The sequence below is a fragment of the Polymorphospora sp. A560 genome (assembly GCF_045781765.1).
Classification (GTDB): Bacteria; Actinomycetota; Actinomycetes; order Mycobacteriales; family Micromonosporaceae; genus Polymorphospora; species Polymorphospora lycopeni.
On the sequence record NZ_CP122282.1, the window covers coordinates 2,388,765 to 2,402,382 of the forward strand.

The window sequence follows — 13,618 nt, forward strand, 5'->3', positions numbered from 1 at the left end:
GGCGGTCTCCTGTCGTCGACGGACCGGTGAGCCGACGGCCGTCCGCCCGCCCGCCGCGCGGTCGCACTGTCGATGACGTCACGCCGACCCTTCCAGCTCAATGGCTGGTCCGCAGGGTGGACGCGGTCCGTGACGCCCGTAGGGTGGACTGGCCTACCGTCGCCAGCGCAGTGGGCCGGGGTGCAGCGACCACAGCAGTCGCCGCCACCAGGACTGCCGCGCGCGGAGCGTGTCCGTGTACGCGGTCGCCCGGTCGGCGGCCCGGCGGGCGTCGTCGTCGCTGGCGGCCTCGGGCGCGAACGCGGCCCGGTTCACCAGGTTCGCGAGGTCGTCCAGTGGCGGCAGCGGGAGTCGTATCTTCCCCGCGGCGGCCGGGTCCGCGGCCGTGTCCGGCGGGTCCGGTACGGGCGGCGGGGTGGCCGCCGCGGCGGCGTGGGCCGCGACCTCGGTGGCGGCCAGGTGCGGCGGGGCGGGCCGGCCGGCGAGGCGCAGCGCGTCGGTCACCTCCCGCCAGGCGCCGGCGATCCGTTGCGGGGGCGGGCCGTCGGCGAGCCGGCGTTGCCGCTGGGCCCGGCGGAGCAGGACGACCAGTGCCGCCAGACCGGCTGCCAGCACGACGAGCAGGCCGGCGCCGCCGGACGCGAGCAGCGGGCCGGACAGGCCGCCCGGACGTGGCCGGTCGGCCGCCGCCTCGGTGCTCGGTTCGGCGCCGGGGGTGTCGGTCGGTTCCGGTTCCTCGGTCGGCGGCGGGGTCGGCTCCTGTGGCGGGGGCCGGAAGTCCTGCTCGACCGGGCGGGGCTGGGTGTCGGGGCGGGGGAGCGGGTCGAAGGCGACCCAGCCCGGCCCGGTGAAGTAGACCTCGGGCCAGGCGTAGGCGTCGCCGCCGCGGACCGGACCGGTGCCGGTGGCGCTGCGGAACCCGACGACGACCCGGGTGGGCAGGCCGGTCAGCCGACCGAGTACGGCGAACGACGCCGCGAACTGTTCGGAGGTGCCGCGCTGCCCGCCGGCGTTGCGCGGACCGAAGAGGAAGAACTCCAGGTTGGGGTAGGCGTGGCCGCTGGGGGCGTCGGCGTCGAGCCGGTAGTGGGTGGAGAGGAACTCCTCGATGGCCAGCGCCCGGTCGTAGGGGGCGCCGTTGTCGGTCGCGAGCTGGTCGGCGAGGCGCCGCATCCGGTCGGGTGTGCCGTCGCCGACCCGCAGCACGCGGGCCACGGCCGGCCCGGCCGGTACGTCGGCGGTCGACAGCAGGTTGGCGTCGGGGCGTTCCCGGGCCGAGGTGACGGTGTATCGCAGGCCGGGGGTGAGGCCGTCGGGGTGGATCAGGGTGCCGGTGTCCTGGTCGTAGGCGATGCGGGCGCCGTCGACCTGCCGCGGGGTCGGTACGGCGGGCAGCAGCCGGCCGGTCAGGTCGGCGACGGTGATCTCCTGGCGGACGGTGTCGACGGTCGTGTCCGGGTTGGGGGTCGGTGGTGGCAGGATGCGGCCGGCGTTGCGGTAGGTGGCGCCGACGCGCCAGGTGACGCCGTCGTAGTCGGACAGTACGGCGAGCCGGATCCGGGTCGGTGCCCCGGCCGGCCCGGCGTCGTCGGTGCCCTCGTCGGGGGTCGGCTGGTCGGGGTCGGCCGCGGCGCCGTCCGTGGCCGGTCCGGCGCCGCCATTGTCGAGGGTGGTCACGTCGAACAGCAGTTGTTCTGGTTCGAGTGCCCAGCCGGAGATCCGGATCAGGGGATTCTCGTCGAGGCTGTCGACCTGTGGCGGCTGCACGTAGCGGCGCGGGTCGACCGGGGTGCCGCCGACCCGGGTGGCGACGACCGGTGCGACCGCGGCGGCGAGCGCGACGACGACGGCGGCACCGGCCGCGCTGCCGGCGACGGCCCGGGCCCTGGTCGCGGCCCGGGTTCGCGCCGGGGTGTCGTCGCCGGTGGCCGCGACGGGCTGTGCCGGGCCGTACGGCGCCGAGGCGGCGGGCGACCCGGTCCGGCCGGGGGTGGAGACGGCCGGACGCCCGGTGACCGCCAGCCCGACGACGGCGGCGGCGGCGAAGGCGAGGGTGAGCCAGCGGGCCTGGTCGGCGTTCGGGCCGACGACGTAGACGGCCCCGGCGTAGAGCAGCGTCGGCGGCAGGTAGCCGAGCAGGGGCCGGGCCGCCCGTAGCGCCACCTCGGTGCCGGCCAGCCCGGTCAGCCACGCCGCGACCAGCGGCACGATCACCGTGTCGGGGATCGCCTCGACCGGGATCATCGAGGTGAGCAGGCGCGGTATCCCGTTGCGGACCGCGTCGGCGACGAGGACGCCGAGCGGGTCGGGCAGGTCGGCGCGGCCGGCGGCCAGGTGAAGGGCGAGCAGGGTGTAGCCGGTCATCGCCGCCACCGACAACGGGGCGACGAGCCAGGACGGCAGCCGCCGGGCGGCGACGCCGACCGCGACCGAGCCGGCGGCGGCGCCCCAGATCAACTGGGTCAGCAGGGGGCCGGCGTAGATGCGGCCGAGGGCCTCGCCGGCGAGGCCGATCATCGCGATCAGGGTGACGGCGACCGGCAGGTCACGGGACCACCTCACCATCGGTCCACCCCGTTCCAGGCGGCGGCGAACCGGGCGCCGTCCGCGGCGTCGATGACGACCACACCAGCGGAGCCGCCGCCGGTGCCGCCGGTCGGCCGGCCACCTGGTCCGGCCGGGCCGGCCGGCTCGACGTGGCCGGCGGCGGGCGGCTGCCCGGCCGGGTCGAAGACGGCGACGACCACCGACGGGTACGCCCCGTGCAGCGCGCCGAGCCGGCCCAGGTCGGCACGGCCGCCCGGCCCGGTCAGGAAGACCAGGGTGTCGCCGAGCCGCTGCTGCCGCAGCCGGTCGGTCGCGGTACGCAGCGGGTCGTCGCCGCTCCGGCCGCCGCGTGAGCCGCCGCCGGGTGAGAGGCCGCTGCGCGTGCCGCCGCCGCGTGCGGTGCTGTCGCCCGGGTTGCCGTGGCGCAGGTCGGCTTCGGTGAGCCGGTCGAGGTAACCGCCCTGCCCGCTGTCGGGGACGACCAGCAGCAGGCTGACGGTGAGGCCCTCCCGGGTCGCGGCGGCGACGACGGACGCGGCCGCCTCGCACGCCGACTCGAACGTGGCGGCGAACCCGTCGACGACCGGGTGGGCGACCGCTCGGTTGTCGAGCAGGACGACGATCGTCGGCAGGCTGGTGTCGACGTGTTCGCGGACCATCAGCTCACCGACGCGGGCGCTGGTGCGCCAGTGCACGCGGCGCAGCTCGTCGCCGACGACGTACTCGCGCAGCGAGTCGAAGGTGATCGAGCCGTGCGGTACCCGGTCGATCTGGCCGTCGAGACTGCGGGCGACACCGGCCGGGACCGCCGACAGCGGGTGGACGCGCGGGTGCACCCAGACGTCGGTGACCGGGCCGTGCCGGCGCGAGAACCGGACCAGGCCGAGCACGTCGCGGCCGGTGACCCGCAGCGGACCGACCGGGATCACGCCGCGGCGGTGCGTCGGCACCGGATAGCTGACCGTGGTGTCGTGGCCGGGACGTAGCCGCAGCAGCGGCACGGCGACCGGCTGGTTTCCGCACCGGTCCTCGGCGACCAGGCTGGCCCGCCGCAGCCGGCCGGCGTTGCGGACCGTGAGCGTCATCGTCGCCGGCTCGCCGCGGGCGACCCGGTCCGGTTCGGCGACCCGGGTGACCCCGAGCCGGGGGCGTCCGGCGGCGTAGCCGAGCGCGCACACCACGGCGACGGCGGCGCAGGTGCCGAGCAGGGCCAGTTCGGGGTATCCGAACCGGAAGCCGGCGGCCAGCAGGACGGCGGCGGCGCACAACAGCGCCACCCCCCGTGACGTCAACCTCATCGGCGGGTCAGGTGCCGCTGGCGGCGAGTTGCCCGGCCGGCAGCGGTACCGGCACCGACCGGACCACGTCGTCGAGGATTTCGGTGGCGGTGCCGCCGTGGAGCTGGGCGTCGGCCGACAGCAGGATGCGATGGGCGAAGACCGGGCCGAGCAGCGCCTTGAGGTCTTCGGGCAGCACGTAGCCGCGCCCGTCGACGAGCGCGTACGCGCAGGCGGCGCGGGTCAGCGCGATGACGCCGCGGGGGCTGACCCCGACCCGTACGCGCGGGTGGTCACGGGTCGCGGCGGCCAGCCGTACGGCGTAGGCGTAGAGCGGGTCGGCGATGTGGACCCGCTGCGCCATCCGGATCATCTCGCCGACGGTGGTCGTGTCGGTGACCGGTTCCAGCGCCTCGGGGGAGCGGGTCGTGGCACCGCGTAGGACCTCGATCTCGACGGCCTCGTCGGGGTAGCCGACGGACAGTTTGACCAGGAACCGGTCGAGCTGGGCCTCCGGCAGCCGGTAGGTGCCGTCCATCTCGACCGGGTTCTGGGTCGCGACGACCAGGAACGGGCGCGGTACCGGGTGCCGTACGCCGTCGACGGTGACGGTCCGCTCCTCCATCACCTCCAGCAGCGCCGACTGGGTCTTCGGCGACGCCCGGTTGATCTCGTCGGCGATGACGATGTTGGCGAAGACCGGGCCGGGGTGGAACTCGAAGCCCCGGGTGCCCTGGTTGAAGATCGTGACGCCGGTGACGTCGGACGGCAGCAGGTCGGGGGTGAACTGGATCCGCCGCCACTGCCCGTGCACGCTGGCGGCGACCGCGCGGGCCAGGGTGGTCTTGCCGACCCCGGGTACGTCCTCCAGCAGCACGTGCCCCTGGGCGAACAGTGCGGTCAGCGCCAGCCGTACGACGTCGGGCTTGCCGAGCACCACCGAGCCGACGTTGCCGGCGAGCCGGGTGGCGAGGGCGGCGAAGCCCTGCACCTCGTGCGGTGCGAGCGGCTGCGGGGTGGGCGGCACGGTGGTGCTCCTCAGGGTTGCGGGCGGTTCAGCAGTTGGGGAGGACGTTGACGTCGTCGCCGCCGTCGAGGTTGATCCAGACCCACGGGATGTAGTTGCGGCCCTGGTAGTCGACCTGGATCCACCAGGTGCTGCGCTTGTTGTCGTTGTAGATGTAGGCGAAGACCTCCTCGCCGCGCACCTTGCAGTAGGTGGCGAGCCGGGTCCCGGGCCGGGCCCAGCCGGCCTGCCGGTCGTTGTCCTGCCTCGGCACCTCGAAGATCTCGTTGCCGTTGCGGCCGGCATGGTCGCGATCGCAGTAGGTCGCTTCCTCGCCGGAGTCGCCGTTGCGGCAGGTCGCCGTCCCGTACAGGATCTCGGTGGCCCGGCTGCCGGTGGCGGTGCCCTCGCCGGCGGCGTTCTCGGCGGTGACGGTGAACCGGTGGGTCGTCCCCGGCCGCACCCCGCGTACGGTCAGCGACGTGCAGCCGCCGGTCGCGGTGGTCGCCCCGGCGATCGCCAGCGAGCAGGTCGCCTGGCCGCCACCGGCGTCGGTGGTGAACGTGACGGTCACGCTGGTCGCGGTCGCCGAGCTGCCGGTGACGGTGACCCGCGGCGGCGCGACGGTGCGGGCGGTGTCGGTGGCCTCGGGACCCTCGCCGGCGGCGTTGACCGCCCGGACCCGGACCGTGACGTTCTGGCCGTCGCCGAGCCCCTCTACGCGGGCCCGGGTGTCGGTGACCTCGGTGCGCCGGCCGCCGGCCTCGACGACGTAATGGCTGATCGGGCGGCCGTTGGCGGCCGGGGCCGCCCAGACGACCTGCACGGTTCCGGGCCGGTCGGCGACGGTGGAGGCGGCCAGCGCCCCCGGTCGCCCCGGCGCCGTGTACGGCACCACGGTGTTGCTGACCGGTGACGCCGCCGAGGCGGCGCCGTTGGCGCTGACGGCCGAGACGGTGAACGCGTACTGGGTGCCGTATTCGAGTTCGCCGGCCGGGATGACGAGTTCGGTGTTGCGGGAGTCGCCGGCGGGCGCGGTCGCGCCGGCGGACACGGCGGTCACGGTGTAGCGGGCGATCCGGTGGCCCTGGCCGTCCGACGCCGGCCAGCGCACCAGCACGGTCCCGTCGGCGCGTTCCTCGGCGGTGACCTCCGTCGGCGCGACCGGCACCTCGGAGGTCGGCACGACCGGGTTGCTGGTGCGGGCCGGGCCGGGACCCTTGGCGTTGACGGCGTGGACCGAGAACCGGTATGTCTCGCCGTTGGTCAGCCCGGCGACCTCGAACGAGCGCTGGTCGGCGCCGACCTCGAAGGTGCGGCCGTCGCCCTCGACGACGTAGCGGGTGATGGTGGACCCGTTGGCGGCCGCCGCCCGCCAGGTGATCCGGGCGCGGGCGTCGCCGGCCGTCGCGGTGACGGTGCGCGGCGCGCTCGGCTTGTCGACCACCGGCTTCGTCGGCGGCGGAGGGGCCGGCGGGTCCGGCGGCGGGTCGCCGCCCAGGATGTCGTTGGCGTACTTGTCGACGACCCGCACCTCGTGTTTGTCGTCCACGACGCGGGCGGTCGAGGAGTTCGGTGCGTTGATGAACAGCCGGCCCTCGCGCACCTCCAGTTCGAGCGGACCGCCGGCCCCCTTGACCTCGATCCGGTCGACGAGCTGGCCGGCGAGGTCGAAGGAGTAGACGGTGCCGGTGTCCTCGTCGGCGCAGTAGAACCGGTCGGCGAACGACACCGCCGGCCGCAGCCGCACACCGCTGCCGGGGACCGCGAACTGGCGTACGCCGCTGTCGTCCACGACGTAGATCTGCCGTTCCTCGGCGACGGTGACCGGCACCCGGTCGCCGCTGGTGTGGGTGGGCAGCGCACCCGGTCCGCCGGTGGTCAGGGTGACGACTTTCTGGTCCTCGCCGCGCACGGTGGTCAGCGTGTTCGCCGTCCGGTTGAGGACGGCGACCCCGTCGTCGAGGGTGGAGATGGTCAGGTCGTGGCTGGGTTCGGCGACGGCGACGGTGCGGACCTGCTTGGGGCTGACCCCTTCGCCGGCGGCGCTCGCCGCGGTCGGCGCGGCCGACGGCAGCGGCGCCGCGGTCACGGCGGAGACGGTGCCCTCGCTGGGTACGGCGATCCACAGCCGGCCGTCGCCGTCGAACGCCCCGCCGGTGATGCCCGGCGGGTAGCGGACGGGTTCGCCGATGGGGACCAGGGTGCGCGGGTCGAGCTGCCGGACCAGGCCCTGGACGGCGTCGACGACGAACGCGGCGTCGCCGTGCAGGGCGACGCTGACGCCGAATCCGGCGGTCGTCGGCGTCGTCGCGGTGATCTGCAGGGTGGCCAGGTCGAGGGAGCTGACCTGGCCGGTGTCGAGGTCACGCAGCAGCAGGAACCGGTCGGTCTGGACGACCTGCATCGGGTGGCTGCGGGTCTGCGGCACCGCGACGCGGGTGTCGACCCGGCCGGTGACGCCGTTGACCCGGGCGGCCTCGCCGCGGGCGACGCTCCACAGCCAGGAGCTGGCGTCGTAGCTGGCCACCGCGTTGTCGGCGGAGCCGAGACCGAGCACCGTCAGGCCCATCGCGGCGACGAGCGCCAGGACGGTGCCGACGGTGACGAGACCGCCCCGGGGGCGGGACCAGCGGGGGAGGAGCCGGCTGAACCGTTTCCGGCCGTCGGGCGGCGGCGCCGTCGTGCTGCCGGTGTCGCCGCTGGCTGTGGTGACCACGTTCCTGCCTCCCCGTGTGCGGTCGATGTCTCCGCACTTTGCAGTGTGTGTTCCTCCCCGGACCGGGGGTCATCCTATGGGGTGCTCCGGCGGAGACGGAATGCCGCTTTGCCAGCCTGTGGACAACCACCCGGACGTGGCTGTGGACAACCGCCGGTGTGCGGGGCGGGTCAGTCCGGCGTGGAGCCGGACCGGTCGGTGCACACCTGGCCGGAGGTGGCGTACCGCTCGGTCGAATAGACCGCGAGCACGGTGAAGCAGTAGTTCAGGCGTGGGTTGAGCCCGTTGACGGTGTGGCTGGTCTCGCCGGGGTTGATGGTGGCCATGGCACGTAGCTGCTGTCCGGCCCGGCCGCCGGCGACGATGAACGGGACCGTACCGGGGCTCGGGTCCTCCCAGGTCACGGTGATGGCGGTGCCGTCGTCGCGGACCCGTACCCCGGTCGGTGGTTCGCCGTCGACGACCGGCCCGGCGGTCGGTGCGGTCGGCGGCGGGGGAGGCGTCGGGTCGTCGCGTAGCACCATGACGGCGGTCACGGTCGCGGACACCGCGGCGACGACCGCGGCGGCCGCCGCGATGACGACCGGTGCCCGGCCGCGGCCGCCCGCCGGCCGTGCGGCCGGCGCCGGGGTCGCCGGTTGCGGTTCGAGCGGCGGGTACGGCGGCAGCCGGCCCGCCGTCGGGTCCGGGTACGGGGTGTCCAGCGACTCGACCCCGGGTGGTACGGCCGGCAGCGGCGGTGGCGTGCCGGGCTGCCCGGGGGCGTCGCGGGGCGGGCCGGGGCGGGCGGTGACACCTGTGCCCGCCCGGCGGGGCGTGCCGCGGCCGGGGGCGGGAGATTGGGTGGCGCGGGTGCCGGTGGGTGCGCCGGAGCGGGTGGGGCCGGCGCGGCCGGCGGCTCGCCCTGTGGTGCCGGTGCGTCGTCGCCCAGGTAGGCGCGGGCGGCGCTCACCGCCCAGTGGTCGGCGCCCAGTGTGGCCGGCCCGAACCGGGCGACCCGGCCGAAGTTGCGGCTGGCCTCGTGCCGGTTGCCGAGTTCCTCGGCGACCGTGCCGAGATCGAACGAAAGGCCCAGCATCAGCGCGTCGGCGTGGCCGTGGCGGCGCTCGCCGGCGGCGATGGCCTCCTCGAGCACCCGCCGGGCGCCGGCCGGGTCACCGGCCTCGCGGTGCAGGCGGCCGAGCTGGTGGGCCAGACCGAGGATCTCGGGGTGGTCCTCGCCGTACGCCGGCCGGGCCGCGACCAGGGCCTCGGCCAGCAGCCCGCGCGCCGAGTCCAGGTCGCCGGCGGCGCGGAACGCCTGCACGTCACGCCGGACGGCGTCGAAGGGCGAGGGCGATGACACGCCCGTCATGCTCCCCCGTCACCCGGCCGTGGTGTCAACGGGGGTCCCGGGTACCGGCGGCCCCGTCCACTGGACATCCGGTGGACGGGGCCTTCGGCTGCTCGCGGGATCAGCTGGTGGTGCCGGTGACGTTGCCTCCGGACTTGGTGACGTAGTAGGTGACGATCTCGCCGCTCCAGAAGTGGAACCGCAGGGTGACCCGGGAGTTGTCGTTGACCTCGGCGAAGAACTCCGGCTTGAGCACGATGTTGTTCGCGGTGTAGTTCGGCGCGAAGGTGTGGTCGAACTCCTTGAACGGCGTCCAGTTGTGCGGGCCGGCGTTGCTGCCGTCGGCGTACGTCGCCTCCATGGTGGCGAGCTGGTCGCCGCGGAACGTGGTCGGGATCGTGAACGAGCCGGTCGTCCCAGTGGCGTTCGCCAGCACCGGCCGGTCGTAGGTGACGAGGTTGATCCGCCACGGGACGCCCTGGGAGAAGCGGGCCGACAGCACCGCGTTGGTCCCGTACGCCCGGTTGCCGCTCAGTCGGGTCAGGGCGGCGGCGGTCAGCGTCAACTCGTTGCCGCTGACGGTGTAGTCGGTGCCCCGTACCAGGTCGGTGTTGCCGTGCCGGAGCCCGACGAACGACGTGCCGTTGAGGTTCAGGGTGAGGGACTTGGCGGTGACGGCGCTGGCGCGGGCGCTGAAGACCTGGTCGCTGGAGGCGGTGCCGGACCGGGTGGTCCAGCTCGACTTGATCTGGGCGAACAGTTCGGCGTCGTTCCACTGGTGGGTGTTGCGGTTGAAGTGTTGGCCGTTGTCCCACCACATCGTGGTGATCTGCCTGGCCCGGGCGTAGTGGCCGAGGAACTCGAAGAACTTCAGCTTCTCGCCCTGCTGGATGGTGCCGGTGTGCCGGTCGAAGCCGAGCAGGCCGTACTCGCCGAGGATGACCGGGATGCCGCGGGCGGTGAAGGCGGTGTGAATGCGGTCGAAGGCGTCGGTGAGGTCCTTCTGCACGGTGGCGTCGAAGCGGGTGCCGCCGGCGACGTTCACGCTGAACGGCCAGTAGCCGTAGAAGTGGTAGGTCGCGATCAGGTTGGGGTCGTCGAGGGCGTCGAACGTGGCGACGAGTTCGTCGATCCGGGGCTGGTCGGACGAGGTGTGCAGGGTCGGCAGGACCAGCAGGCGGGTGGCGTTGTTGCCGCCGGACTGCCGCACGATGCTGTGGAAGGAGGTGTTGAGTTCGTGCAGCAGCGTGGCGTTCTGGGCGTCACCGGAGCTGCCGGTGAACTGGGGTTCGTTGACGCTTTCGAAGACGAGCTTCGGTGAGGAGTTGCGGAAGGTGCTCGCCACCTGGGTCCAGATCGCGTTGTAGCGGGCCAGCACCGTGGTGCGGTTGCTGGGCATGTTCGCGATCCACTGCCACGAGTCGTGATGGATGTTGATCATCACGTAGAAGTCGTCGGCGAGGGCCCAGTCCACGACCTCCTTCACCCGGTTGAGGTAGGTCGAGTTGATCGTGTAGTTGGGCGCCGCCCCGTGGTGCTGGCCCCAGGTGACCGGGATCCGGATGCTCTTGAAGCCCTGGGCCTTGATGTTGTCGAGCAGTTGCGCGGTCACCCGCGGGTTGCCCCAGGAGGTTTCGCCGTCGCCGGTGGCGTCGAACGAGTTGCCGAGGTTCCAGCCGGGCTGCATCGCGGCGACGGCCGCGGCCGGGTCGGTCGGGTTGCCGGTCGGCGGCGGCGAGGTCGGCGGCTGGGTGGTCGGCGGGGTGGTCGGACCGACGCTGCCGGTGCAGGTGACGCCGTTGAGCGCGAACGACGACGGGGCGGTGTTGGCGCCGGTCGAGGAGCCGTTGAAGCCGAACGACACGGTCGCGTTGGTGGCCAGGGCGCCGTTGTAGCTGACGTTGGTGGCGGTGACGTTGGCGCCGGACGAGGTGACGTTGGCGTTCCAGGCCTGGGTGACCTGCTGCCCGGACGGGAACGTCCAGGTCAGGCTCCAGCCGTTGAGCGGGTCGCCGAGGTTGGTGATGGCGACGTTGGCGGTGAAGCCGCCCGGCCACTGGTTCGGGGCGGTGTAGACGACCCGGCAGCCGGCGGCGGCCTGGGCGCTGACGGCGAACGTCAGGCCGAGGGCCGCCAGCAGGACCGACAGGCCGCTCGCGAGCAGGCCGTTCCGCCATCGGGTCCGTCTTGTCGTGCTGCGCAAACCGGTCATGGTGCTCCTCGCCAGGGGAAAGTGCGTGCCGTTTCGGGGGGACGGGTTACGGCGGGGCGCCGTGCTGACCGCGGACGGCGCCCGGACTGACCAGGAGAATAAGTATGGAGTCTAAACTTTGTCAATCGTACGAACTCTATATTCGCAGGTCGGATGATGTGTAAATCTGGAGATAGCTGCGCGGAGCGTGCTTGCCCTGCGCGGCCATGTGCCCGGCGTGCGGCTGCCGGCGCCGGGGGTTGTCAGCCGGGCAGCGACGCCGTGACGTCCAACTCCACCAACTGACCGGGAAACCCGAGCTGGGCCACCCCGACCAGCGTGCTCGCCGTCGTGAACGCCGGCGCCAACGGCGACGCCAGCAACCGCCGCCACACCCCGGCCAGCATGGCGCCGTCGTCGCTGACCACGTAGATCACCGTGCGTACGACCCGCTCCGGACCGGCCTCCACTGCGGCCAGCGCCACCAGCGCGTTCGACACCACCTGGTCGACCTGCGCGTCGATGTCGCCGGCCCCGACCAGGGCGCCGTCCGGACCGAGCGGGCACTGCCCGGCCAGATACGCGGTACGGCCCGCCGCCACGACCGTCACGTGGTGGTAGCCGGGGGTGGCATGCAGGACTTCGGGGTTGATCCGGGTGATCGTCATCCGGGCAGTCTGCCGGCCGGGGCTCTCCGACGCCCTCGAATTTGCTGCTCAGCCCGGGGTCGGCGGGTGGCGGGCGGGGCGTTGTGCGGTGCCCGTACGGCCCGTGTACAGTAATGCCCCGTGCCCCTGAAGGAGGCCGAAGCCGGACGAGAGATCGTCTGGCCGATCTCCGGTAGGGTGGAACGTGTAAGTCCGGGTGGCGGAATGGCAGACGCGCTAGCTTGAGGTGCTAGTGCCCGTATAGGGCGTGGGGGTTCAAGTCCCCCCTCGGACACGTACAGTTACCCCACAGTAATCAGCGTCAGGCTTAGCCTCGACGCTGATTTTGTTGTGGCCGGGGTTGTAGGTGAGGGCGAGTCGTAGCTCGCGGTAGACGGTGCTTTTGTCCTCGCTGTTGGCGTCGCGCATCGCACCGGCTGAAGACCGTGACGACGCAGGTCAAGGTCGACGGTGACTTCGCCGATGTCGATCACTGGACGCTGGAGCATACTTTCCCGGCGACGATGGAGAGCGCGGCGTTGACGTTCCCGTCGTTGTGGCTGGACCGGATCAAGCACGAGGGCCGCGCCGGCGGGACCGCGTCGGTGCCGGACGTGACGACCGCCGGAACCCGGTACGCCAACCGCACCGACCACAACGTGTCCGCCGGGGTGGCGGTGACGAACAAGTACCGGCTGCACAGGCTGACCCTGGCCGCCCAGTGCGCCGGCATCGCCGGCCTGGTCATCGACGGCGGAGTACGCGACGTCGACTCGATCGTCGAAATGGGCTTCCCGGCATTCTGCAGGGCGGTCTCCATCAAAGGCACCACCAAGAACCGGCCCGGCGTGGTCGGAGCACCGATCAGTTGCGGCGGTACACCAGTACACCCCGGTGACGTCATCATCGGGGACCGAGACGGGGTCGTCGTGATCCCCGGGGACCGGCTCACCGCGGCAATCGACGCCGGGATCGAACGAGAACGCAAGGAGGACGGCATGCGTGCAGCTCTGGAGTCGGGCATGCTGACCCTGGACCTGCTCGGCCTGCGCTGAGGACTTATCCCATAGTGACTACACGGCTGCTTCCCCGGACCGTCGTGGTCGGCCAGGTGCTGCCGTGCCCGGCCGCGCACCACCCAGGTGTCTGCGGCTGCCATGTGGTCCGCTCATCCGCTGGGTGGCGGTACCGGTCGGGTGCGACCACCAAAGCGCCGTGAATCGACTCGAACACCAGGTTCAGTAACTCCGCGACAAGCTGCCCCCCGTTGCCGGCCGCACGAGGTGGAGCCGGTCCGGCCGGACGAGGGCGCGGCGCCGGGCGACCCTGGCGAGCTGATCCCAGCGTCCTGACGGTTGCCGTCCTGCCCGGACGGGTCGTCCGGGCCGGCCACCGGCCACACCACGAACCGGCGGGTAGCCCGGACCTTGCGTCGGGGCCACCCGCCGATCGCGTCATTCGGGGGGTACGGCCATCTGGATCCGCAGCGGCGACCCGAGATGGCGGATCGCCGTGACGGCCAGCCTGGTCAGCGCCAGGGCATTGTCGTCCCCAGCGGCCCGGTTCGATCCGAGGCCGCCGCAGCCGACGCAGCGGTGGATGATCACCCACTCCCCGTCGCCGCGAACGGCGATCGAGATGGGTTCCATCCGGGCATGGCAGGTCGAGGCGCGGTCGCCGGGGCACGACCGGTCGACGTGCTTGCTGCTCAGACAGTTCGGGCAGTGGTTACGGTGTGCCGTGCCCGGGGCGGACATCGACACGTCGAGGCGACAGTGCAGGCACCGGAACGACTCGCCGTACTCGTCGCGGTTCCTGCCGGGCATCCGTTTCTGGCGTTGCGTCCGGCCGTGCGGCTGTCGCCGCCCCGGTCGCTCCCTGTTCCGGCGTGGCATGGC

The 13,618-nt window shown here is 73.2% G+C and carries 10 protein-coding genes and 1 tRNA gene; 2 read left to right on the plus strand and 9 right to left on the minus strand.

Going from position 1 to position 13,618, the window contains the following annotated elements; translation table 11 throughout:
- Positions 1-153: 153 nt before the first annotated feature.
- The 8 genes from QCD66_RS10850 to QCD66_RS10885 all read right to left on the minus strand — a co-directional run bounded on the left by QCD66_RS10850 (position 154) and on the right by QCD66_RS10885 (position 11,741).
- Positions 154-2,565: a DUF3488 and transglutaminase-like domain-containing protein gene (locus QCD66_RS10850; RefSeq protein ID WP_375736159.1), complete on the minus strand. Its 2,412-nt coding sequence runs from the start codon at positions 2,563-2,565 to the stop codon at positions 154-156.
- A complete protein-coding gene (locus QCD66_RS10855; RefSeq protein ID WP_375736160.1) occupies positions 2,559-3,845 on the minus strand; it encodes a DUF58 domain-containing protein in 1,287 nt (428 codons plus the stop codon). The genes QCD66_RS10850 and QCD66_RS10855 overlap by 7 nt, the downstream gene beginning before the upstream one ends.
- Positions 3,846-3,852: 7 nt before the next feature.
- The gene (locus tag QCD66_RS10860; RefSeq protein WP_364220221.1) at positions 3,853-4,851 is read right to left on the minus strand and encodes a MoxR family ATPase; all 999 of its coding nucleotides are present in this window, start codon (positions 4,849-4,851) and stop codon (positions 3,853-3,855) included.
- Positions 4,852-4,879: 28 nt separating this feature from the next.
- Positions 4,880-7,549 carry a fibronectin type III domain-containing protein gene (locus QCD66_RS10865; protein WP_407567101.1) on the minus strand — a complete coding sequence of 890 codons (2,670 nt, stop codon included), beginning with the start codon at positions 7,547-7,549 and terminating at the stop codon, positions 4,880-4,882.
- 170 nt (positions 7,550-7,719) lie between these two features.
- Positions 7,720-8,097 (minus strand): fibronectin type III domain-containing protein, encoded by a 378-nt coding sequence (locus QCD66_RS10870; RefSeq protein ID WP_407567102.1) that lies wholly within the window; start codon positions 8,095-8,097, stop codon positions 7,720-7,722.
- Entirely contained in the window at positions 8,082-8,894 is an 813-nt protein-coding gene (locus QCD66_RS10875; RefSeq protein ID WP_407567103.1) for a tetratricopeptide repeat protein, read from the minus strand. Before QCD66_RS10875 ends, QCD66_RS10870 begins: the two co-directional genes overlap by 16 nt.
- 109 nt (positions 8,895-9,003) lie before the next feature.
- On the minus strand, positions 9,004-11,094 hold the full coding sequence (locus QCD66_RS10880; protein WP_375736506.1) for a cellulase family glycosylhydrolase: 2,091 nt from the start codon (positions 11,092-11,094) through the stop codon (positions 9,004-9,006).
- Positions 11,095-11,336: 242 nt separating this feature from the next.
- Positions 11,337-11,741: a RidA family protein gene (locus tag QCD66_RS10885; protein ID WP_375736507.1), complete on the minus strand. Its 405-nt coding sequence runs from the start codon at positions 11,739-11,741 to the stop codon at positions 11,337-11,339.
- Positions 11,742-11,931: 190 nt separating this feature from the next.
- On the opposite strand from QCD66_RS10885, the gene QCD66_RS10890 reads away from it, so the two are divergent.
- Positions 11,932-12,015, plus strand: a tRNA-Leu gene (locus tag QCD66_RS10890).
- Between the two features lie 151 nt (positions 12,016-12,166).
- Entirely contained in the window at positions 12,167-12,775 is a 609-nt protein-coding gene (locus tag QCD66_RS10895) for an RraA family protein (RefSeq protein ID WP_375736508.1), read from the plus strand.
- Between the two features lie 399 nt (positions 12,776-13,174).
- Here the strand turns inward: QCD66_RS10895 and QCD66_RS10900 are convergent, their stop codons facing one another.
- Positions 13,175-13,546, minus strand: a complete 372-nt coding sequence (locus QCD66_RS10900; protein WP_375736509.1) for an RNHCP domain-containing protein — start codon at positions 13,544-13,546, stop codon at positions 13,175-13,177.
- Between the last annotated feature and the right edge of the window lie 72 nt (positions 13,547-13,618).